The sequence below is a fragment of the Haloarchaeobius lipolyticus genome (assembly GCF_051208015.1).
Taxonomy (GTDB): Archaea; Halobacteriota; Halobacteria; order Halobacteriales; family Natrialbaceae; genus Haloarchaeobius.
The window spans coordinates 371753-391648 of the sequence record NZ_JBPKGF010000001.1; the positions used below are offsets into that span (position 1 = coordinate 371753).

Below are 19896 nucleotides of genomic sequence, written 5' to 3' on the forward strand. Positions count from 1 at the left end.
TCTCACATCGACCCGGCAGTTCTCACATCGATCCGGCACTCACCACGACGGCGGTTCGAGACCTGCCGATTCGAGGACCTCCTTCCACCGCTGTTGTATCGAGAGACGTGACACTCCCACGGCGTCGGCGACGGCGGTCTGGGTGCGCCCGTCGCTCGCAACCAGTGACCCGGCGTAGAGACTCGCCGCCAGCGCCGGTCGCTTCGACCGGTCTGCGTCGGGGACCGACGAGAGGAACAGTTCGACGGCGTACGAGCGCGCGTCGCCGCCGAGGTCGAGTCGGTCCGCGGCTGCTTCCAGCTCAGCCAACCACTCCTCGTTCTCGACTTGATCCCGGGCGCTGTACATACCCGTGCTTACGCGGTCCGGTTCTTAAACCACGTGGCTACAGTCGTCCGAACCCGACAGGTTCTTACTGGTCTCGGGGGAAGTGGGAGTCGCGCGTGGGTAGCCAAGCTAGGAAACGGCGCAGCGCTTAGGACGCTGTCTCGTAGGAGTCCGCCGGTTCAAATCCGGTCCCACGCATACCGTCTCGAACGCCAGTGAGAGACGTGTATGCGCAACGAACGGATTTGAACCAGGGAGCGAGCGTCAGCGAGCGACCGTGGTTCGAATCCGGTCCCTTTCGGGGAGGCCCTCGGCACGAACGCCAGTGAGGGACAAGTCTGCACCACGAACCGACTCGAATCTTCTATTGCGTCACGCAAATGGTCCTCCGCGTGTCACAAATCCCGTCTACATATCGACTCCCGCCACTACTGAAGGCGGATACCCGTAGTTTCCAGCGATAACGAGCGGCCGGACCAGCGCAGGGCTCGTCGTCGGAGACTGTTGGGAATTCATCCTGTCTCACGGCCGAAACACCCATTGCTCCAACCAATCCTCAGATACTATGGCAACCGAAAACGATACAGCTGGAGACCCCGAGCCGACAGCAGAGACAGCTGAGACATCCAAGGAGGAGACAGTCTTCTGTAGGGATTGTGGAGAGACGATCTCCAAGCGGGCGGAGATCTGCCCAGAATGCGGTATCAGACAGCGGTCCCCGGGGGGCGGTTCGAGTGCTGCGGGCTTCGAGGACAAACAGCCCGGCATCGCGGCTGTGGCGTCGCTCGTCATACCGGGTGCGGGTCAGATATACCTGGGGGAATTGAACAGGGGCATTCTATTCATCGTGGCATCCGCGGTGGCCGGTGTGATGTCTATGTTCCTCATCGGGATTCCGTTCCTGTTCGCCATCTGGGTATACGCCATCTACGACGCGTACAATCTGGCATCGGACCCCGAGGAGTGACGGCAGTCTGATCGGCGTAGCTGAACCACGAGTATCGCGACGGGACCTCGAGTTCGAGTCGGCCCTCGGTTTCCGCACGACGTTGACGGGGCGAGACTGAACGACTGGGCGGCATCGGACCCCGGAACGGGTGAGATACCCCCCTGCGAATTCGGACATTCGTCCACTTGCAAGACTGGTGTGTGCTGTGCCAATATTCCGCACACGGCCTTCGTTAAATGCCTCCAACGGCCAGCAGAGACAAATACGCGAATCGTGACGGTTCTCTCATGACTGGGGAACGGGGTGTGTCGTCGGTCGTGAGCACGGTGCTGCTCGTGGGTGTCGTCCTCATCATGGCCGTCACGACGACCGTCTACGCACTGAACTTCACAGACGAGAAGCGCGAGCCGTCGCCGCAGATGCACGCGACGATGGACCCGGTGTCGGCGAGCGACGGCGCGCTCGTCGTCGAGACGAGTGGGGGTGACCCGCTGGAGATGACGAACCTCGAGGTGGTCATCCGGAGCGACCAGGCCGGTGGACAGGTTCGGCTCGTGGACCTGCCCGGGTCCGGGGGAAGCCTCGACGCCTCGAACATGGAGGGCAACACCAGCATGGTGGACGGTTCATCCGCGTCGGGCGAACTGACCGCGGCAGGTGGCGCCGACGGGATGCTCACCGCCGGCGACAGGTTGGCGGTGAACCTGACGGCGGTCGACCAGGGCGACCGGGTCACCGTGCTCATCGTCCACACGCCGACGAACAGCGTCATCTGGCGGTCGGCGGACAACGCGACGGCCTGACCGAACGTGTCGAATCGACGTGTCTACCCCGCAAACCTTTTTCACTCCGGGTTAGTTGTACCTCCCAATGGCTAATCTGGGCGAGCTGTTCGGTGAAATACTCGCAGACGTGGATGCGATCGTCCTGTTCTCCCCGAGCGGCTCGTACTACGAGCGGTTCACTGCGATGGAGGAGCCCGACGTGGTGGTCGTCGGGACGGAGAACACGGTCGGGGCAGACGCGTTCGTCGAACTCCCGCTGGAGTTCGAAAACGTCGCAGAGCGGGTGCGCTTCGGGCTGGAAGGGGCCCTCGACGCGGGACTCATCGACGACGGCGACGTGTTGCTCTGTGCGACGAGCGTCTTCGACAGCGGTATCGACACGGTGTCGCGCGTGCGCGCCGACGCCTCGAAGCAGTCCGGCGTCTACGACCTCTTCTCCAGCTCGCGCGCCGAGCCGAGCGTCATCAAGGACGTCCTCGAGCTCGCCATCGAGCTCGGGAAGAAGGGACAGAAGGGCGAACCGGTCGGCGCGCTGTTCGTGGTCGGCGACGCGGGGAAGGTGATGAACAAGTCCCGACCGCTCTCGTACAATCCGTTCGAGAAGAGTCACGTGCACGTCGGGGACCCCATCGTGAACGTGATGCTGAAGGAGTTCTCGCGACTCGACGGCGCGTTCGTCATCTCCGACTCGGGGAAGATCGTCAGCGCCTACCGCTACCTCGAACCGTCGGCGGAGGGCGTCGACATCCCGAAGGGACTCGGCGCGCGCCACATGGCCGCGGGTGCCGTCACCCGGGACACGAACGCGACGGCCATCGTCCTCTCCGAATCCGACGGGCTGGTCCGGGCGTTCAAGAGCGGCGAACTGCTGCTGGAGATCGATCCGGAGGACTACTGACCATGGTCGACTTCGGTGTGGCTCGCACCGTACTGCTCTCGCAGGACGGCTTCCTGACCACGACGGACCAGCCGACAGGCGGCGGATTCGACCCGGGAGCTCTCCTCAACGAACCGCTGGTGCTCGCTCTGGCGGTCGTCACGGTCGGTATCATCGCCGGCCTGCTCGTCGGTCGCCTGAACGAGCGGCTCCTCACGGCCGTCGGCGTGCCAGGGATGGTCGAGGGGACGCCGTTCGAATCGAGCGCGCGGAGTCTTGGGACCTCGACGGTCGAGATAGTCGCCCGGATGAGCTCGTGGTTCATCTACGGTATCGCGGTGCTCGCGGCGGTCCACGTGGCGAACCTCGTCAGAACCGACCAGTTCTGGCTGAGCGTCGTCACCTTCGTCCCGGACCTCTTCGTCGCCGCGCTGGTCCTCATCATCGGCTTCGTCGTCGCGGACAAGGCGGAGCTGTTGACGAGCGAGCGCCTGCGCGGCATCAAACTTCCCGAGGTGAACGTGCTTCCGCGAATCGTGAAGTACAGCGTCATCTTCGTGACGTTCCTGCTCGCGTTCGCCCAGCTGGGGGTGAACGTCCTCGCACTCATCGTGCTGCTCGCGGCCTACCTGTTCGCGCTCATCTTCCTCGGCGGGCTCGCCTTCCGTGACTTCCTGCGGGCCAGTGCGGCCGGCGTCTACCTCCTGCTCAAACAGCCCTACGGCATCGGTGACTCCATCCAGGTCGGCGACAAGACGGGCGTGGTCCAGGAAATGGACCTGTTCGTGACGCAGTTCGAGTCCGAGGGGAAGGAGTACATCGTGCCGAACAACCAGGTCCTCGAGACCGGCGTCGTCCGGGTTCGAGAATAGCCGGTCGCGTCCGTCGTTCTCTACAGCGGTTCTCCCCAACTGCTCTCCGTCATCTACAACCACTCTCCGTCATCTACAACCACTCTCAGTCGTCGTCGCGCATCGCCCAGTCGCTCATCGGCCGAGCCGGGACGCCGGCGACGGTCTCGTCAGCGGGCACGTCCTGCGTGACCAGCGAGTTGGCCGCGACCTGTGCATCCTCGCCGATCTCGACGCCGGGCAGGACGATGGCCCCCGCGCCGATCATCGCCCGGTCGCCGACGACGACCTCGCCGGTGCGGTATTCGTCCTGCAGGAATTCGTGACACAGGAGCGTCGCATCGTAGCCGACGATGACGTCGTCGCCGAGCGTGATGAGCTCCGGCCAGAACACGTCCGGCGTGGCTTCGAGGCCCCAGGAGACACCGTCACCGACCGTGACGCCGAGGCGGCGCAGGAGCCAGTTCTTCAGTCGGAGCGAGGGTGAGGTGCGAACGAGCCAGACGACGAGGTAGTTGACCGCGACGGTGAGCGGCGACTTCGCGTCGGTCCAGTACTGGAGCGAGTTCAGCGGCCCGGGCGTCGGGTGGGCAGTCACGCGGTCGTGTCGGGACTCGTCGGCCATCGGGCACGGGTTCGTGACGGGTCGGCAAGAAGGCCCCGGTAGCGACGACCGAGACGAGACGTAGGGCACCTCTCCAGCGGGAAGGTCCTCCTCCGGCGGTGTACTCATGGCCGTTCCTCGCCTATCTGCGCCATGGAGTCCGACAGCACGGCCGTCGCAGACGTGGTCGTAGAACTCGTCAGGGAGGTCCGCGAGTGGCCCGGCGTCCGACTGGAGGCCCACCGATACGGCGGAACGGCCTTCCTCGTCGGCTCGCGCGAGATCGGCCACGTCCACGAGTGGGGGATGCTCGACGTGGCGTATCTCCGTGCGCTCCGAGACGCACTCGTCGCGGAGGGACGGACGGCAGAACATCACCTCCTCGCGAACTCCGGGTGGACGACGTTCGAGATAGAGAAGCCCGGCGACCTGGAGCACGCCCGCTGGCTGGTGCGGCTCTCGTACCTCTACCACGTGAACGCCCTCCAGCAACGAGGAACCGGGGACGCCGAACTCGACGCGGTCGACGTCGAGCACGAACTCGAGGCACTGGGGGTCAGCGACGCGGTCCGTGACGCGTTCTTCCGGAAGCCGCCGGCATCGGCGACGTGAGAATCGGTCTTTCGGATGGGTGCTCTTCTACCGACCTCTTTCAGACCGTGCCTACTCGTCGCGCAGGGAGGCGACGTGGTCGATGCGCTGCTGGACGAGCTCGGCCGTCCCGATGTCGTGACGCATGTGAAGGCCCTCCTCGCCGGCGACGGCGAGCGCGTCTTCGGCTATCTCTTCTGCCTCCGCGATGGTGTCGGCGACGCCGACCACGGCGAACGAGCGCGAGGTGGTCGTGTAGATGCCGTCGTCGCGCTCGTCGACGGAGGCGTAGAACAGGAGCGCGTCCCCCGCAGAGTCCTCGTCCACCTGTACCTTCGCACCGGCCTTCGGGTCGGTCGGGTAGCCCTCGGGGACCGCGTACTTGCAGACGGTCGCCTTGTTCGCGAAGTCGAGTTCGGGCAGGCGGTCGCCGTCGCGGGCCGCCCGGACGACCTCGAAGAAGTCCGTCTCCAGGACGGGGAGCGTGTTCATCGCCTCGGGGTCGCCGAAGCGGGCGTTGAACTCGACGACCTTCACACCGTCCGCAGTGAGCATGAACTGGCCGTAGAGGATGCCACGGTAGTCGTCGAGGCCGGCGACGGTCGCCTTCATTATCTCCATCGCCTCGAAGGAGTCGAGCTCGGTCATGAACGGGAGCTGGAAGCCCGCGTCGCTGTAGCTCCCCATCCCGCCCGTGTTCGGTCCCTCGTCACCCTCGTAGGCGCGCTTGTGGTCCTGGACGGCGGGCGTGATGAGCACGTCGCCGTTGGCGACGAACGCCTGGATGGTGAACTCCTCGCCGACGAGGCGCTCTTCGAGGACGACCTTCTCGTAGTCGGATTCGCGGAGGTACTCCTTCGCTTCCTCCTTGGTTATCTGGTCGCCCGTGACGCGGACGCCCTTTCCGCCGGTGAGTCCGGCGGGCTTGACGGCGAGGTCGCCGTCGTACTCGTCGATGTACTCGCAGGCGGCGTCCATGTCCTCGAAGACGGCGAAGTCGGGACAGCCGGGGACGTCGTTCTCGGCCATGAACTCACGCTGGAAGGACTTGTCCACCTCGATGCGGGCGTCGGCCTGCTTCGGGCCGAAGGCGTAGACGCCGGCTTCCTCGAGTGCATCGACGACGCCCTCGGCGAGCGGTTTCTCCGGGCCGATGACGGCGAGGCTCGCGCCGACGTCCGCGGCGTAGGCGACGACAGCATCGGTGTCGCTCGTGTCGAGTGCTTCGAAGCCATCGACGAGGCGGGCGATTCCCGGGTTCCGGTTCCCGGCGCAGGCGTACAGGTCGAACTCGGCTCGCTCGGGCGAGTCGTCGAGTGCGCGGGCGATGGCGTGCTCACGGCCGCCACCACCGACGAGCAGGACGGTCTCGGACATACGCGAATGCGGTACGCAAGAGAGTGTAAAGGTTGCCCTTCGGGAAGCCGGATATATGCAAGGTCGTGAGGTTTCTGGCGTCCCGAAGCGACAGCCGGAGTCGCACGGTTTTACCCGACGTCGGCCCAATGGTCGCCCATGAGCGACCCCATCGCGCGAAACCGGCTCGACGAGGAGGCATCGCCCTACCTTCGCCAGCACGCGGACAACCCCGTCAACTGGCAGCCGTGGGACGAGACGGCCCTCCAGCACGCGAAAGACGAGGAGAAGCCGATCTTCCTCTCGGTCGGCTACTCGGCGTGTCACTGGTGTCACGTCATGGAGGACGAGAGCTTCGAGGACGACGAGGTCGCGGCCGTCCTCAACGACCAGTTCGTCCCCATCAAGGTCGACCGCGAAGAGCGGCCCGACCTCGATTCCATCTACCAGACCGTCTGCCAGGCGGTCACCGGCCGCGGCGGCTGGCCGCTCTCGGTCTGGCTCACGCCCGAGGGGAAGCCGTTCTACGTCGGGACCTACTTCCCGCGGAACTCGCGCCGGAACATGCCCGGCTTCCTCGACCTCATCGAGAACGTCGCGAACTCGTGGAGCGACCCCGAGCAGCGCACAGAGATGGAGAACCGTGCCGAGCAGTGGGCGAGCGTCGCGACGAACCAGCTCGAGACGATAGAGTCGCCCGGCGAGGACGCACCCGGCGACGACGTGCTGACCGACGCCGCTGACAGCATCCTCCGGAGCGCCGACCGCGAGTACGGCGGCTTCGGCAACCAGGGGCCGAAGTTCCCGCAGGAGGCCAGGCTCCACCTCCTGCTCCGCGCCCACGACCGGACCGGGCGGGACACCTACCGTGAGGTGGTCGAGGAGACGCTCGACGCGATGGCGGACGGCGGCCTCTACGACCAGCTCGGCGGCGGCTTCCACCGGTACTGTACCGACCGCGACTGGACCGTCCCCCACTTCGAGAAGATGCTCTACGACAACGCTGAGCTCCCCCGAATCTTCCTCGCGGGCTACCAGGTGACCGGGGAGGACCGCTACCGCGAGGTCAGTGAGGAGACGTTCGAGTTCCTCACGCGCGAGCTCCAGCATCCCGACGGGGGGTTCTTCGCGACGCTGGACGCCCAGTCCGCGGGCGAAGACGGCGAACAGGAGGAGGGCGCGTTCTACGTCTGGACGCCAGAGCAGGTCCACGAGGCCGTCGACGACGAGGAGACCGCTCAGCTGTTCTGCGACCGCTTCGGCGTCACCGAACGCGGGAACTTCGAGGACGGCCGGACCGTCCTCACCATCGATGCCAGCATCGACGAACTCGCAGACGAGTACGACCTCGAAGAGGCCGACGTGGAGCGTCGGCTCGCGGCTGCTCGCGAAACGCTACGCGAGGCACGCGAGGACCGGCCACGCCCGCGCCGCGACGACAAGGTCATCGCCGGCTGGAACGGCCTCGCCATCTCCGCGTTTGCGGAGGCGGCTATCGTCCTCGACCCGTCGTACGCGGAACCGGCCGAACAGGCGCTCGAGTTCGTCCGTGAACAGCTCTGGGACGAGGACGAGCAGACGCTCACCCGCCGGTTCGCCGGCGGCGACGTCAAGGGCGAGGCGTTCCTCGAGGACTACGCCTTCCTCGCTCGCGGCGCGTTCGACCTCTACCAGGCGACCGGCGAGCACCGGTTCCTCGCGTTCGCGCTCGACCTCGCACGGACCATCGAGCGCGACTTCTGGGACGCCGAGGAGGGAACCATCTTCTTCACGCCGGCCGACGGCGAGTCGCTCGTCGCCCGTCCACAGGAGCTACGCGACCAGTCCACGCCGTCGTCGCTCGGGGTAGCGCTCGACGTCCTCCTCTCGCTCTCGCACTTCTCGGACGCCGACTTCGACGGTATCGTCGAATCGGTGCTCTCGACCCACGGCGGCCGCATCGAGTCGAGTCCGCTCGAGTACGCGTCGCTCGTCCTCGCGGCCGACCGCTGGACCACCGGTGACGTGGAACTGACGGTGGCTGCCGAGGAGCTTCCTGCCGGCTGGCGCAGGGCTATCGGCGAGACCTACCTGCCGACTCGCATCCTCGCGCGACGACCCCCGGCCGCTACCGACCTCGAGCCCTGGCTCGCAGCCCTCGACCTCGTGACCGTTCCGCCCATCTGGGCGGACCGGGACGCGACAGACGGGGAGCCGACCGTCTACGCCTGTCGCGACTTCTCGTGCTCGCCGCCGACCCACGACGTCGAGGAGGCGCTCGACTGGCTGTCAGACTGACGCCGACGCTCGGCAGTGGACGGAGAACACGAAGAACAGGCGTTCGAGTGTCGAATCAGACGTACTGTTCCAGTTCGTCTGCGAGCCAGACCGCGATGGGTCGGTCCTCCTCCTCGACGAACCGGGCCATCTCCACGCCGTCTTCGTCCTCGACGACGACCGTCGGGATGAGTTCGATGTCGTAGGCGTCGACGCCGGGGCCGACCTTCTCGCCGTCCTCGCGCTCGACGGGGTAGTGTTCGATACGGTCCTCTGGGACCTCGGCCGCGGCGAGCGCCGCGCCGAAGTCGGGTAGCTGCGACCGGCAGTCCTTGCACCAGTCGCCGCCCCAGACCTTCACGACGATCTGGTCGGCGAGCGCTGCCCACACTTCGACGGTCTCCTCGTAGGCGGCCCCGTCCCAGGCCGGGTTGGGTCGCATCGTCTCCAGTTCCATGGCTCGTGGTTCGTGAGTTCCGGATAAAAGCGCGACGCTACCGGTCCATCTACTCACGGTTCGTTTCTACCCGGTCACGCTCCGTTCAGAACAGCCCGCTCCTACTCAGTCACACTCCGCAGAGAGCGGCGACGAGGGGACCGCGGCGGCGTCGAGCTCGTCGACGAGCGGGTAGGACTCCGTCTGGTGGTGGACGATACCGGCGACCATCCGGCTCCGGGTCGAGTACTCGTGTGCGAGCGAGAGCGCCTCGGTCGCGTCCTCGCGCGTCGCGACCGGGACGTGCCAGACGCTCGTGCCCGCGGGCCCGACGTCGAGGACGAGGTAGGCCTGCGGGAACGAACAGAGCGCCGGGGCGACGAGCTCTCGGACGCCCGCCGTCTCGGCGACGGCCGGCACGTGGAGATGGCCGGAGAGGTACAGCGGTGCCCCGATTCGTGCGAGCGTCTCGCCGAACGCCTCGGCCTCGCGCATCGGGAAGGAGCCGCGCCACGAACGGCCGCCGGTCGCGTCCAGAAGGCCGGGCAGGTTGTGGTGGCCGACGACGAGCGGGGCATCTACCTCGGGGAACGTCTCGGCGAGCCACTCGCGCTGGTCCGGCGACACCCAGCCCTCGTGGGTGTCGTCGAGCGAGCCATCGGGGGCCGCGGCGGTGTTCAGGGCGAGCACGTCCACGCCGCCGAACTCCACGTGGAAGGGGAGGCCACCGGGTGTGTACTCCCGTTCGAAGCGTGAGAGGGACGGGACTGGGTGTTCGTCGAAGGTCTTCGGTGCGTCGTGGTTGCCCGGAACGGCGACGAACTCGTGTTCGAGGTCCGAGAGGATCTCACTGACGAGTTCGAAGTCGCTCGTCGCGCCGTTCTCGGTGAGGTCGCCCGCGAAGACGACGCCGTCCAGGTCGTGGTCGTTGAGGTCCGCCACGGCTCGCCGGAGGAGTGACTCGGTCCGGTGGAACGCCTTCCACGTCCCCGTCTCGCGCGTCGAGAGGTGGACGTCCGAGACGACCGCGATGCGAGTCGGACGGTTGGCGGTCGGTTCGGAGAAACGGGCGAGGAGACACTCTCCGTCGGACCGGAGGGGGACGGAGGGGAACTGTTCATCGGTGGGGGAGGGGGCGAAGTCGGCGGTGGTGGCACCGTCGTCGCCGAGCCACTCGGTCGCCGCAGCAGCCGTGAAGCCCGGATTTCGGTCCCCGGACGTCGGGTCGCCGTCGTCGCCGGTCATCGGTCGAATGGGGATTGGTGCGACGAGACATAACGTTGCCGGGGCACCCCTTATCACGGCGTCTCGCCTCTCTACAGAGGTTTTGCAGTCGAACCGTCCTCGCATCGCACTCGCCTACTGGCGTGATGACGGGAACGTGCTGAAGCGACGGGCCTTCGAGCAACTCGCCGTCCAGGCAGACGTGGTCTGGCTCGACCCGGAGCGAGAACATCCGGAACTCGACACCCTCGGTCTCGACCTGTTCCACGCCGCGAAGTGGCGACCTGGTTCGCTCGCGGACCTCGACCGGGCGGCGGCGGCAGGTATCGAAACGGTGAACGACCCCGTCGGTGTCCGCCTCGCCAGCGACCGCCTCGCCCGACGAACCGTGCTCGAACGGGTCGGAGTACCGTTGCCGCGGGCGGACTTCGGGCCAGCCTCGGCCATCTCGCTCACGCCGCCGGTCGTGGTGAAGTCGCGGCTGGAGGGAATCGACGGGAGCCACGACCACCTGTTCGTCCCCTCGGGGACACTTCGATTCGAGGGGGAGCAGCTCGTGGAGCAGTACGTCCCGCACGACGAGACGACGAAGTATCACGTCGTCGGGGACGCCGTGCGCCCGGTCCGCGAGGTCGGCGGCACGGTCGTTCCAGGTTCGCTGGACGACGAACACGCCGCCGGGGAGTTCGTGGACAGCGTCCGGGATGCGTTCGGGCTCTCCGTATTCGAGCTGGACGTCATCCGCGACGAGATGGGCGAGTTGCTCGTCGTCGACCTGAACCCGGTGGTCAGTCTGGGGGGAGTCCCCGACGCGGTCGAGCTCTACCACGGGTTCCTGTGCGACCGTCTCGGCATCGACAGTCGGGCTGAGCCGACGGCCGCCACGACAGCTACCTTTGCCGGAGACCCGGACTGGTTTATTCGTGGACGAGCAAGGACGGGGTATGAAACGGAGCATACTGGACACCATCGGGTCCCCTCTCGTCCAGCTCTCGTCGCCCCCCGGCGCGACCGTCGCCGCGAAGGTCGAGTCGTTCAACCCCGGCGGCTCCGCGAAGGACCGGCCGGCTCGCGAGATGGTACTCGCGGCCGAGCGAGCGGGCGAACTCGAACCCGGCGACCGGATCGTCGAGCCGACCAGCGGCAACACCGGCATCGGTATCTCGATGGTCGGCGCGGCTCGCGGCTACGACGTGACCATCGTCATGCCCGACGACATGTCGGTCGAACGTCGCCAGATAATGGAGGCCTACGGCGCCGACATCGAACTCGTCGACGGCGACATGACCGTCGCGAAGGAGCGCGCGGACGAGATAGAAGAAGAGACCGGCGCGTTCCAGCTCCGCCAGTTCGAGAACGAGGCGAACCCCCGCGCTCACTACCGGACGACCGCCGAGGAGATACTCGAGCAGGTCGACGGCCGCGAGATAGACGCCTTCGTCGCCGGCGTCGGCACCGGCGGTACCTTCTCGGGTAACACGAAGCGGCTCAAAGAGGAGTTCCCCGACATGACCGCCGTCGCCGTCGAACCCGCCTCCAACGCGGTCCTCACGGAGTGTGAACCCGGTGACGACGACTTCCAGGGGATGGGCCCCGGCTTCGTCTCTGACAACCTCGACACCGACCTCATCGACGAGGTCGAGACGGTCAAACTGGAGGACGCCGAGGCCGAGTGTCGCCGACTCGCCCGCGAGGAGGGCATCCTCGTCGGCCAGTCCTCCGGCGCGACGAGCCTCGTCGCCAAGCGGGTCGCAGAGCGTATCGCAGACCCCGCCGCGGAGTGCCCGCCCGGGCCGGCCGACCTCGACGAGCAGGTCGAAGCCGACGGCGGCGAGGGTGCGTACGACGACTGCCCACTCGTCGTCACCGTGTTCTGGGACTCCGGCGAACGGTACATGTCGCTGGGGCTGTACGACTGATACTTCGGTCGAAGCGGACGAACCGGCCCGTCACTGCGGTTTCTGCACGATGAGCGTCTCGGCCGCGTGCTGGTGCGGAACTCCCATCGAGTCGTCGTCGAAGACGAACGCCTCCTCGTCGAGGACCCGCCAGTCGTCGTAATAGTCCGCCAGTTCCCCCGGCTGGTAGAAGTGTTCCTCGTCGGTCCAGTCCGGTGGCGTGGGGACGCCCTCGTGATCGACGAAGGCGAACATGGCGTGGACGCCGCCCTCTGCGGTCTGGGACTTGAAGTGGTCGAACTGGTCCTCCCGGTTCCCGGGTTCGATGTACTGCAGGGCACCGATGGAGTAGAAGACGTCGACCTGCCACGGGACGAACAGGTGGTTCGCGTCGGCCTCGACGGTCCGGATGGAGACGCCGCGTTCCTCGGCGAGTCGTTCTGCCTTCTCCAGCCCTGCCGGTGAGATGTCGGAAGCGAACACGTCGAACCCCTGTTCAGCAAAGTAGACCGCGTCGCGCCCTTCGCCCGCACCGATGTCGACCAGTTTCAGCCCGTCGTGGTTTCCGGGGACGTGCCGAAGTGTCTCCGCCGCGAGGTCGTTTCGCTCGCGCCCCCAGTAGTAGGCGTCCCGTCGGTAGAGACGCTCGCGTTCCTCGAACTTCATCCTCGAGTGATTCCCGTCCGACATATATACGTGGTTCGGCCGATTCGCGAGGGATGCGCTCCGGAACCGGGGCCAGCAGCCGCCAGTCCCGCTATGCTCCCTCTTCGGGCGGCGTCGCGTCGGTCTCGCCGTTCAGGAACTCGAGCAGGACCGCGTCGAACCGGTCGGGATGCTCTCTCGGGGTCCAGTGGCCGCAGTCCTCGAAGACCTCCAGCCTCGACTCTGGGAGACGCTCGTGTGCACGTCTGGCCCACCTGACCGGAAACAGGGGGTCGCCCTCGCCGTGAACGAGCAGGACGGGCATCGACAGCTCGTCGACCCGGTCGGCGTAGTTCGTCTTCGCCCGGCCGGCGGGCCCGACCTCGTTCCGCTGGAACGCGGTGAAGGCGCTTCCTGCGCCACGCCGTTTCGCCCGGTCGCGAACCTCGCCGACGAACTCTCCGGGGATGGCGTTCGGGTCGTGGACGACGTTCGCCAGCCCCAGCGTCGTCGCCTCGGGCGACGCGCCCATCATCGACCAGCCGGCCGCGTTCGCGCCGGGGACGTGGGCGAGCGTGTACCAGAACGAGCCTGCGGGGATGGTCGGTCCGAGCCCGTAGCTGTCGACCAGCGCGAGGTTCTCGACGCGCTCGGGGTTCTCCAGGGCGAACCCGAGTGCCGCTGCTCCGCCCATCGAGATGCCCACGAGCGAGACGGAACCGAGACCGAGCGCGTCGAGGAAGCCTCCCAGCACCCTGACGTAGCTCTCGGTGGAGTGCACGTCGATGGGGTCGCTGTCGCCGTAGCCGGGCCAGTCCGGCGCGTACACCTGGTAGCCCGCCGCGGCGAGACTCTCGATGGTGTGCTTCCACGAGAGTTCGGCGTCGTCGACGCCGCCGCCGTGCAGCAGGACGACCGCCGGGCCGTCGACGCCCGCCCGTCGGTAGTGGATGCGCCTCCCGTCGACCCTGGTGACGCCGTGGCCCCCCGTCATGCGCCGAACTCCTCCGCGGAGACGCGCACCGCGACGGTATCTGAGACGTCCGGGTGCAGGTCGTAGGTCGGCAGTTCGTCGGCGTCGTCGCGGCGCTGGACGAACAGCGGTTCGAGCAGCTCCGGCGGTCCCTCCTCTGGCCGGCGCAACCCGTAGAGCTTGTAGAACTGGTCGGTCTCTTCCGGCCGAACCGCGTCGTTCCGGACCTTCGTCGCGAGCTCTCGCGACAGCCACTCGTCCTCCACGATGGAGGGTTCACGGACGAGTTCGTCGGCGACGAACCGGACGAGGTACCAGTCGAGGTCGTTCAGGAGCGAGACGGCCGCGCCGACGCTGACGGTTCGGCACGCGATGGCGTTCTCGAACGGCTCCCAGAGGTCGTAGGTCGAGAGCGCCTCGCGCGAGGTTTCGCGCGAGAGCAGTTCGTACCGCAGGAGGCAGTCGTCCGAGCCGATGAGACAGACGTCGGTCACTGACGGGGTTTGGACGGGGGGGAGTATGTGGATTTCGCCTGTGGGTCGGGAGATGTCGCTCGCGGGTAAGGACGATGCGGTTGGTGACGGAGCGGTCGGCCCGAAAACGTCTACAGCACCGAGAAAAGGGCGTCAGACGTCTATCTTCGACGCCTGCTCGACGACGGCTTCCGCTCGCTCTCGCAGGTCGTCCGGCTCCTTGGCTTCGACGCTCGGAAGCGAGCCCTTCGTCTCCGGCTGGTCCGGCACCATCCGGTTGCAGCCAGCGGGGATGGTCGAATCGTGGAACGTCCCGATGTCGCGGGCCGCCTGGACGATGTCCTGTTTGTCCCAGGTGAACAGCGGCCGGTGGACGGGGACGCCGGTGACGGGCGTGGTGACGGCGAAGTTCTGGGCCGTCTGGCTCGACTTCTGGCCGAGCGCCTCGCCGGTGACGATGCCGGCAGCGCCGACCTCCCTGGCGACCGCCTCGCCGACGAGGAAGAGGAACCGGCGGAAGACGAGCATCCGGCCGGAGTCGACCGAATCGACGATGTCGGATACGACGTCGCCGGCCGGGACTCGCCAGACGGTGCAGTCGAAGTTCGGCGCGTACTCGGAAAGGGTCGAGACCGTCTCGACCGCCCGCGCCTCGTGGTCCGGGCCGCCGTAGTCGCCGAGGTCGACGTACACCGGGACGATGGGGCTGCCGCGTTTCATCACCTCGAACGCGGCGACCGGCGAGTCGATACCGCCGCTGACGAGTGCGACCATCGGCGTCTGGGTGCCGAGTGGCAGGCCGCCGGGGCCGTCGTGTCGTCCGAGGGTGACGAACGTCTCCTCCTCGCGAATCTCGAGTTCGAAGGTGTAGTCGGGGTCGTCGAGGTCGACTGCGGGCTCGAACGAGTTCTCGGCCACGTCCCAGATCGCCTGTCCACCGAACCGCTGTGCGTCCTCGCTGGTGAATGGGAGCGACTTGTCCGCCCGGCGAGCGTCGACGGCGAAGGTGCCACCGTCGTAGTGTTCACGAGCGGCTGCCGCCAGCGCGTCTTCGATGGCCTTCCTCTCCGACGGCACGGAGCAGGCGGCGCTCGTGGAGACGACACCGAACGCTCGAGCCGCGACCTTCGCAGCCGCCGCGACGGCGTCTGTGTCCGTCCGAATCAGGAGTCGAGACCATCGTACCTCGACCTCACCGGGTACGTCCGCTGCGGCCAGTAACGCCTCGACGTTCTCTCCCAGTCGCCGTTCCATGCGGCGCTGGACGCCGGTGCTCTTCACGTTGAGGTCGCCGTGACGGACGACGACCGTGTCCGCCCCCGGGGGATGCATGCCCGCCCGTACCTCGCCGAGACGTAAACCAGCGTCGGACGGTCGCGGGTGACCGTGAGGGGAGAGAACTGTTCGTCCGGGAGAACGTCTGGCGACAACAGTCATGAGTCATCGACTCCAAGATTTCGGTAACGATGAGCCCCAGGGCCGTAGACGAGAGACCGGCTGATGGTGAGACGCTTTCAGGTGCCACCAGTGCCGCCGAAACCGTTCAGGTCCTGCTCGTCGACGACGAGGAAGAGTTCCTCGACCTCACTACGACGTTCCTCGAGCGCGAAGCGCCCGGAATACAGGTGACGAAGGCGTCGACTGCCAGTGAGGCACTCGAACGACTCAGGACGCAGTCGTTCGACTGCGTCGTCAGCGACTACGACATGCCCGTATGCGACGGTCTGGAGCTCCTCGCGGCGGTCCGGGAGCACGACCCGGCCCTGCCGTTCGTCCTGTTCACCGGGAAGGGCTCGGAGGAGATCGCCAGTAAGGCTATCACGGCCGGCGTCACGGACTACCTGCAGAAGGGCGGGAAGGACCAGTACACGCTGCTCGCGAACCGCGTCAAGACGCTCGCAGAGAAGCGGCGGGTCGAGATCACCCTCGAGCGGCGGATGCAGGCGATCGAAGCGGCTCGCGAGGGAATCGGTCTCCTAGACGGGAAGGGGCAGTACATCTACCTCAATCGTGCCTACGCATCCATGCACGGCTACGGCGTCAGTGAACTGCTCGGACGGAGCTGGGAGGTACTCTCGACCGACCGTGATATCGATGTCTTCAATCGCGAGATACTCCCCGAACTGGAGCGGGAGGGAGCCTGGCACGGTTCCGTCATCGGTGTTCGAGCGGACGGGAGCACGTTCCCGAAGGACCTGTCGCTGACGCAACTGGAAAGCGGTGGTCACATCTGTATCATCAAGGAACTGGACGACGATGGGCGAGAAGGCGACTCAGATTCGGTCGACGAGTCGGTGTTGACCGCCCAGCAAGCGGGAACGATGCTCGTCGACGGGGACCGCATCCTCGCCGTCGGCAACGGTTTCCTCGCGCTGACCCGGTACGACCGCACCGACCTGGTCGACAGTCCGATCTCGGTGCTCGGTCGGTCGTTCGTCGATCTCGCCGAGCGGGCGCGCGATACGGGGACGTCACAGAACCAGACCGTGGCACTCACCGCCAAATCGGATACAGTCGCCGAGTGCGAGTGTCGTGTGGCTCCGGCAGGAGATGGTCGGCTCGCGGTGCTCGCGTTTCCTGTCCAAGCGGTGCAATCCGGATGAAGGTAGGTCAGAACGCCAGAGAAAGTGATTAGAACGCCGAGGAGACGATCAGAACGTCGTGAGCTCGCCCTCGATGACGCGACGGGTGATGTCCGTCACGTTCGCGAGCTCGCGGTCGACGATGTCGACGACGTCCGCTTCGATGTCGGAGAGTTCGACGTCATCCTGGGTGACGACGTGTGCGTCTGCCACGTGCGGTTCGTCGATGGGCCGGCCGATCTGCGAGAGGAGCCGGATACGCATGTCGCGGATGCCGTCGACCTCGGCGACGACCGACTCGGCGATCTCGGTGCTCAGCAGGTTGTAGATCTTCCCGATGTGGTTGACCGGGTTCTTGCCGGAGGTCGCCTCCATCGACATGGAGCGGTTCGGCGTGATGAGGCCGTTCGCACGGTTTCCGCGGCCGACGGAGCCGTCGTCGCCCTGTTCCGCCGACGTCCCGGTGGTCGTCAGGTAGATGGCGCCCTGCTCGTAGTCGTCGGCGGTGTTGACGTGAACCTCGACCTCGCGGTCGGTGTGTTCTTCGGCGACGTCGCCGACGAATTCTCGGATGGCCGTGATGACCTCCTTGTACTCCTCGATGTTCTCGACGTAGCTGTCGACGATGGCGGCGGCGACGGTGATGTCGATGCGGTCGCCCTCGCGCTTGCCCATTATCTTCACGTCCTGCCCGAGCGCGGGATACTCGTCGTGGAACTCGCCGTTGAGGCGCTGCTCGGCCTCCTTGACGATGGTCTCCGTCTCTGTGAGGGGCGCGTGGCCGACGCCGAAGGAGGTGTCGTTCGCCATCGGGACGGTCGCACCTTCCTCCGAGAAGACCTCCTGCAGGTCACCGGAGCCCTCGCCGAGCTTGACGTCGACGACGACGTCCGTGCCGAAGTCGATCTCGGGGAAGTTCTCGCCGAGGTATTCACGGGCCGCCTTCAGCGCCACCGTCTCGGTCGGGATTCGGTACTCGACGCCCTCGTCGTCTACGTAGTACTTCGTGGCGCGGCCGACGATGAGGAGATAGATGGGTTCGATGACTTCGCCGCCGCCGAAGGCAGGCGCAGCCGTTCCGGCGACGAGCTGTGTCTCGTCCGTGTTGTAGTGCAGGACCTTCCCGACGCGGTCCAGGTACGTCTTCGCGAGAGCCTGCGAGACGCACTCAGCGATACCGTCGCAGATGGAATCGGGATGCCCCAGCCCCTTTCGTTCGACGATTTCGACCTCCTGGTCCTCGACCGCTCTGCGGTCGATAGGCTCGACGCGAATATTGCGCTCGGTCATTACCCGCCATTGTCATCGCCCGTTTCTATAACTTGCGAAAAGCTGAGCGCGCCGAGATATGTTCAGCAGTAATCTCAGGGGTGCCTGGGAGTCACTCCTCCGCGACGGATTCGAGTAGCAGACCGAGGTACGACGTGCGAAGCTGCTCTTCAGGGTCCAGACCGAGCGATTCGAGCACTGCGTACGCGCCCTCACGGGCGTCCTCGACGTCGGCACCGTCGTCGACTTCCACCTCGCACTCGACGAACTCACCGAGCCCCGAGACCGCATCCAGCGTCACGGTGTAACCGTCCAGTGCGAACCGCTGGCGTCGCTTTCTGACCGTGGCCGCCGGTTCGAAGCCAAGTCGTGCGAGTATCTCGTCCATCGTCTCCCCTTCGGCCACGAACGTCTCGAACTCCTCACGGGTCTTCGACTCGGCCTCGACGAGCGGCCCCTTGTAGGTGACGTGGGCGTCGAACGCCGCCGGGCCGAGTGCGCCCTCTAGCGCGTCCGGGTTCCGTCCGTCGTCGGCGTCGATGTCGGCTTCCCGACGGATACGGAGCGCTTCGTCCGTCTCCGCGAAATCGCGGTGGGGTGCGTCGTAGTAGGTGTCCAGCTGCACCACCGCGTCGATTGGCTCTGCGCCTTGCTCGCGCAACCGGTCGCGAACCGTCACGTGGTCTGCTCTGACCTTCACCTCGACCTCGTACATGGCCGACAGTCGCGCCGGTGGCCCGAAAAGTCTACCCGTCACCGACGACGCAGAAACGTGGTTCTTAAATGCTGACCGTGAGACGCATTACGTATGACCGATGACCAAGAGGCCGAGATGGCCGAGAAAGAGGAAGAAGTGAGCGAGGAGGCTGAAGACGAGACGACAGGACTCCAGGACGGCGACTTCGTCCTGCTCGGATACACGGCGCGAACCGCCGAGAGCGACCAGCTGGTCGACACGACCGACGCCGAGGTCGCCGAGGAAGAGGGCATCGACGACGAGGGTCGCCCGTTCGAGCCCCGCGTCATCGTCCTCGGCCAGGGTCACATGTTCGAGGCCGTCGAAGACGAGATCCGCGGCAAGGAGGTCGGTGACTCCGGTCACGTCACCATCCCCGCCGCCGAAGCCTTCGGCGAGTACGACGACGCGCAGGTCCGCACCGTCAGCGCCGAGAAGATTCCCGAGGACTCCCGGCGCCCCGGCGCACAGGTCCAGGTCGACGGCGAGCAGGGCTACGTCAACACCATCATCGGTGGCCGCGCCCGCGTCGACTTCAACCACCCGCTCGCGGGTGAGGACCTCGAGTACGACTACACCATCGAGGACGTCGTCGAGGACCGAATCGAGAAGGCGAAGGGTCTGATGGAGATGTTCTTCGACGTCGACCTCGAGATGTGGTTCGAGACCGACGAGGTCGAAGAGGAGGTCCCCGTCGAGTCGGACGACGACGACGAGGACGCAGAGCCGGAGTTCGAGACCAAGACGGTCGAGAAGAAGACGCTCTACATCGAGTCCGACCCGCAGCTGCAGATGAACCAGCAGTGGATGTTCGGCAAGCAGCAGGTCGCACAGCAGCTCATGCAGCACCTCGACATCGACCGCGTCATCGTCCAGGAGACCATCGACGGTGGCATGGGCGGTATGATGGGCGGCATGGGTGGCATGATGGGCGGCGCTGGCGCAGGCGGCGCAGGCGCGTCCGCGGCCGACATCGAGGAGGCCCTCGAGGACGCCGACATCGACGCCGACGAGATCGAAGCGGAACTCGACGAGGAGTAAGTCGATCCTTTCAGTTTCTCCGT

The 19896-nt window shown here is 66.3% G+C and carries 20 protein-coding genes and 1 tRNA gene; 10 read left to right on the top strand and 11 right to left on the bottom strand.

The window, feature by feature from the left end; translation table 11 throughout:
* Positions 1–39: 39 nt before the first annotated feature.
* Positions 40–348, bottom strand: a complete 309-nt coding sequence (locus ACSC1Y_RS02030; protein ID WP_435332923.1) for a cyclin family protein — start codon at positions 346–348, stop codon at positions 40–42.
* Between the two features lie 93 nt (positions 349–441).
* Between ACSC1Y_RS02030 and ACSC1Y_RS02035 the strand changes: the two genes are divergently transcribed.
* The 5 genes from ACSC1Y_RS02035 (at position 442) to ACSC1Y_RS02055 (ending at position 3810) form a co-directional block, all read left to right on the top strand.
* A tRNA-Leu gene (locus ACSC1Y_RS02035) sits at positions 442–525 on the top strand.
* Between the two features lie 367 nt (positions 526–892).
* Complete coding sequence (locus ACSC1Y_RS02040; protein WP_435332925.1) at positions 893–1294, top strand: zinc ribbon domain-containing protein; 402 nt, start codon at positions 893–895, stop codon at positions 1292–1294.
* A 269-nt stretch (positions 1295–1563) separates the two neighbouring features.
* Positions 1564–2079 carry a type IV pilin N-terminal domain-containing protein gene (locus tag ACSC1Y_RS02045; protein WP_435332927.1) on the top strand — a complete coding sequence of 172 codons (516 nt, stop codon included), beginning with the start codon at positions 1564–1566 and terminating at the stop codon, positions 2077–2079.
* Positions 2080–2146: 67 nt separating this feature from the next.
* Positions 2147–2959 carry a diadenylate cyclase DacZ gene (dacZ, locus tag ACSC1Y_RS02050; RefSeq protein WP_435332928.1) on the top strand — a complete coding sequence of 271 codons (813 nt, stop codon included), beginning with the start codon at positions 2147–2149 and terminating at the stop codon, positions 2957–2959.
* A gap of 2 nt (positions 2960–2961) precedes the next feature.
* Positions 2962–3810 carry a mechanosensitive ion channel family protein gene (locus ACSC1Y_RS02055; protein WP_435332929.1) on the top strand — a complete coding sequence of 283 codons (849 nt, stop codon included), beginning with the start codon at positions 2962–2964 and terminating at the stop codon, positions 3808–3810.
* Positions 3811–3895: 85 nt separating this feature from the next.
* On the opposite strand, the gene ACSC1Y_RS02060 is transcribed toward ACSC1Y_RS02055, so the two are convergent.
* Entirely contained in the window at positions 3896–4414 is a 519-nt protein-coding gene (locus tag ACSC1Y_RS02060; protein WP_435333168.1) for an acyltransferase, read from the bottom strand.
* 132 nt (positions 4415–4546) lie between these two features.
* On the opposite strand from ACSC1Y_RS02060, the gene ACSC1Y_RS02065 reads away from it, so the two are divergent.
* Entirely contained in the window at positions 4547–5005 is a 459-nt protein-coding gene (locus ACSC1Y_RS02065) for a luciferase domain-containing protein (protein WP_435332930.1), read from the top strand.
* Positions 5006–5056: 51 nt separating this feature from the next.
* Here ACSC1Y_RS02065 and purD read toward each other — a convergent pair whose 3' ends face one another.
* On the bottom strand, positions 5057–6361 hold the full coding sequence (gene purD, locus ACSC1Y_RS02070; protein WP_435332931.1) for a phosphoribosylamine--glycine ligase: 1305 nt from the start codon (positions 6359–6361) through the stop codon (positions 5057–5059).
* A 138-nt stretch (positions 6362–6499) separates the two neighbouring features.
* On the opposite strand from purD, the gene ACSC1Y_RS02075 reads away from it, so the two are divergent.
* A complete protein-coding gene (locus ACSC1Y_RS02075) occupies positions 6500–8617 on the top strand; it encodes a thioredoxin domain-containing protein (protein ID WP_435332932.1) in 2118 nt (705 codons plus the stop codon).
* Between the two features lie 55 nt (positions 8618–8672).
* Here ACSC1Y_RS02075 and ACSC1Y_RS02080 read toward each other — a convergent pair whose 3' ends face one another.
* Both ACSC1Y_RS02080 and ACSC1Y_RS02085 read right to left on the bottom strand, forming a co-directional pair.
* Positions 8673–9053: a TlpA family protein disulfide reductase gene (locus ACSC1Y_RS02080; protein WP_435332934.1), complete on the bottom strand. Its 381-nt coding sequence runs from the start codon at positions 9051–9053 to the stop codon at positions 8673–8675.
* Positions 9054–9158: 105 nt separating this feature from the next.
* Positions 9159–10277 carry a metallophosphoesterase family protein gene (locus tag ACSC1Y_RS02085; RefSeq protein WP_435332935.1) on the bottom strand — a complete coding sequence of 373 codons (1119 nt, stop codon included), beginning with the start codon at positions 10275–10277 and terminating at the stop codon, positions 9159–9161.
* A gap of 923 nt (positions 10278–11200) precedes the next feature.
* Here ACSC1Y_RS02085 and ACSC1Y_RS02090 point away from each other — a divergent pair.
* The gene (locus ACSC1Y_RS02090) at positions 11201–12175 is read left to right on the top strand and encodes a PLP-dependent cysteine synthase family protein (protein WP_435332936.1); all 975 of its coding nucleotides are present in this window, start codon (positions 11201–11203) and stop codon (positions 12173–12175) included.
* 30 nt (positions 12176–12205) lie between these two features.
* Here ACSC1Y_RS02090 and ACSC1Y_RS02095 read toward each other — a convergent pair whose 3' ends face one another.
* The 4 genes from ACSC1Y_RS02095 to ACSC1Y_RS02110 form a co-directional block, all read right to left on the bottom strand.
* Positions 12206–12820 (bottom strand): SAM-dependent methyltransferase, encoded by a 615-nt coding sequence (locus tag ACSC1Y_RS02095; RefSeq protein ID WP_435332937.1) that lies wholly within the window; start codon positions 12818–12820, stop codon positions 12206–12208.
* Positions 12821–12911: 91 nt separating this feature from the next.
* On the bottom strand, positions 12912–13793 hold the full coding sequence (locus ACSC1Y_RS02100) for an alpha/beta fold hydrolase (RefSeq protein ID WP_435332938.1): 882 nt from the start codon (positions 13791–13793) through the stop codon (positions 12912–12914).
* Positions 13790–14266 (bottom strand): DUF5804 family protein, encoded by a 477-nt coding sequence (locus ACSC1Y_RS02105; RefSeq protein ID WP_435332939.1) that lies wholly within the window; start codon positions 14264–14266, stop codon positions 13790–13792. Before ACSC1Y_RS02105 ends, ACSC1Y_RS02100 begins: the two co-directional genes overlap by 4 nt.
* Before the next feature lie 132 nt (positions 14267–14398).
* Complete coding sequence (locus tag ACSC1Y_RS02110; RefSeq protein ID WP_435332940.1) at positions 14399–15577, bottom strand: tRNA sulfurtransferase; 1179 nt, start codon at positions 15575–15577, stop codon at positions 14399–14401.
* A gap of 134 nt (positions 15578–15711) precedes the next feature.
* Between ACSC1Y_RS02110 and ACSC1Y_RS02115 the strand changes: the two genes are divergently transcribed.
* Positions 15712–16848 carry a response regulator gene (locus ACSC1Y_RS02115; protein WP_435332941.1) on the top strand — a complete coding sequence of 379 codons (1137 nt, stop codon included), beginning with the start codon at positions 15712–15714 and terminating at the stop codon, positions 16846–16848.
* A gap of 48 nt (positions 16849–16896) precedes the next feature.
* On the opposite strand, the gene ACSC1Y_RS02120 is transcribed toward ACSC1Y_RS02115, so the two are convergent.
* Together ACSC1Y_RS02120 and cyaB are read right to left on the bottom strand one after the other, a co-directional pair.
* Positions 16897–18117, bottom strand: coding sequence for a methionine adenosyltransferase (locus ACSC1Y_RS02120; RefSeq protein WP_435332942.1), 1221 nt, complete (start codon positions 18115–18117; stop codon positions 16897–16899).
* Positions 18118–18208: 91 nt separating this feature from the next.
* A complete protein-coding gene (gene cyaB, locus ACSC1Y_RS02125; RefSeq protein WP_435332943.1) occupies positions 18209–18811 on the bottom strand; it encodes a class IV adenylate cyclase in 603 nt (200 codons plus the stop codon).
* A gap of 93 nt (positions 18812–18904) precedes the next feature.
* On the opposite strand from cyaB, the gene ACSC1Y_RS02130 reads away from it, so the two are divergent.
* Complete coding sequence (locus ACSC1Y_RS02130) at positions 18905–19873, top strand: FKBP-type peptidyl-prolyl cis-trans isomerase (RefSeq protein ID WP_435332944.1); 969 nt, start codon at positions 18905–18907, stop codon at positions 19871–19873.
* Positions 19874–19896 lie beyond the last annotated feature (23 nt).

What these genes read in the sequence shown, in the direction of transcription:
- ACSC1Y_RS02130 (WP_435332944.1), top strand. Translation starts at nt 18,905, where the DNA reads ATGACCGATGACCAAGAGGCCGAGATGGCCGAGAAAGAGGAAGAAGTG.
- cyaB (WP_435332943.1), bottom strand. Translation starts at nt 18,811, where the DNA reads ATGTACGAGGTCGAGGTGAAGGTCAGAGCAGACCACGTGACGGTTCGC.
- ACSC1Y_RS02060 (WP_435333168.1), bottom strand. Translation starts at nt 4,414, where the DNA reads ATGGCCGACGAGTCCCGACACGACCGCGTGACTGCCCACCCGACGCCC.
- ACSC1Y_RS02115 (WP_435332941.1), top strand. Translation starts at nt 15,712, where the DNA reads ATGAGCCCCAGGGCCGTAGACGAGAGACCGGCTGATGGTGAGACGCTT.
- ACSC1Y_RS02085 (WP_435332935.1), bottom strand. Translation starts at nt 10,277, where the DNA reads ATGACCGGCGACGACGGCGACCCGACGTCCGGGGACCGAAATCCGGGC.
- ACSC1Y_RS02055 (WP_435332929.1), top strand. Translation starts at nt 2,962, where the DNA reads ATGGTCGACTTCGGTGTGGCTCGCACCGTACTGCTCTCGCAGGACGGC.
- ACSC1Y_RS02065 (WP_435332930.1), top strand. Translation starts at nt 4,547, where the DNA reads ATGGAGTCCGACAGCACGGCCGTCGCAGACGTGGTCGTAGAACTCGTC.
- ACSC1Y_RS02080 (WP_435332934.1), bottom strand. Translation starts at nt 9,053, where the DNA reads ATGGAACTGGAGACGATGCGACCCAACCCGGCCTGGGACGGGGCCGCC.
- ACSC1Y_RS02110 (WP_435332940.1), bottom strand. Translation starts at nt 15,577, where the DNA reads ATGCATCCCCCGGGGGCGGACACGGTCGTCGTCCGTCACGGCGACCTC.
- dacZ (WP_435332928.1), top strand. Translation starts at nt 2,147, where the DNA reads ATGGCTAATCTGGGCGAGCTGTTCGGTGAAATACTCGCAGACGTGGAT.
- ACSC1Y_RS02120 (WP_435332942.1), bottom strand. Translation starts at nt 18,117, where the DNA reads ATGACCGAGCGCAATATTCGCGTCGAGCCTATCGACCGCAGAGCGGTC.
- ACSC1Y_RS02030 (WP_435332923.1), bottom strand. Translation starts at nt 348, where the DNA reads ATGTACAGCGCCCGGGATCAAGTCGAGAACGAGGAGTGGTTGGCTGAG.
- ACSC1Y_RS02095 (WP_435332937.1), bottom strand. Translation starts at nt 12,820, where the DNA reads ATGAAGTTCGAGGAACGCGAGCGTCTCTACCGACGGGACGCCTACTAC.
- ACSC1Y_RS02040 (WP_435332925.1), top strand. Translation starts at nt 893, where the DNA reads ATGGCAACCGAAAACGATACAGCTGGAGACCCCGAGCCGACAGCAGAG.
- ACSC1Y_RS02075 (WP_435332932.1), top strand. Translation starts at nt 6,500, where the DNA reads ATGAGCGACCCCATCGCGCGAAACCGGCTCGACGAGGAGGCATCGCCC.
- ACSC1Y_RS02090 (WP_435332936.1), top strand. Translation starts at nt 11,201, where the DNA reads ATGAAACGGAGCATACTGGACACCATCGGGTCCCCTCTCGTCCAGCTC.
- purD (WP_435332931.1), bottom strand. Translation starts at nt 6,361, where the DNA reads ATGTCCGAGACCGTCCTGCTCGTCGGTGGTGGCGGCCGTGAGCACGCC.
- ACSC1Y_RS02045 (WP_435332927.1), top strand. Translation starts at nt 1,564, where the DNA reads ATGACTGGGGAACGGGGTGTGTCGTCGGTCGTGAGCACGGTGCTGCTC.
- ACSC1Y_RS02100 (WP_435332938.1), bottom strand. Translation starts at nt 13,793, where the DNA reads ATGACGGGGGGCCACGGCGTCACCAGGGTCGACGGGAGGCGCATCCAC.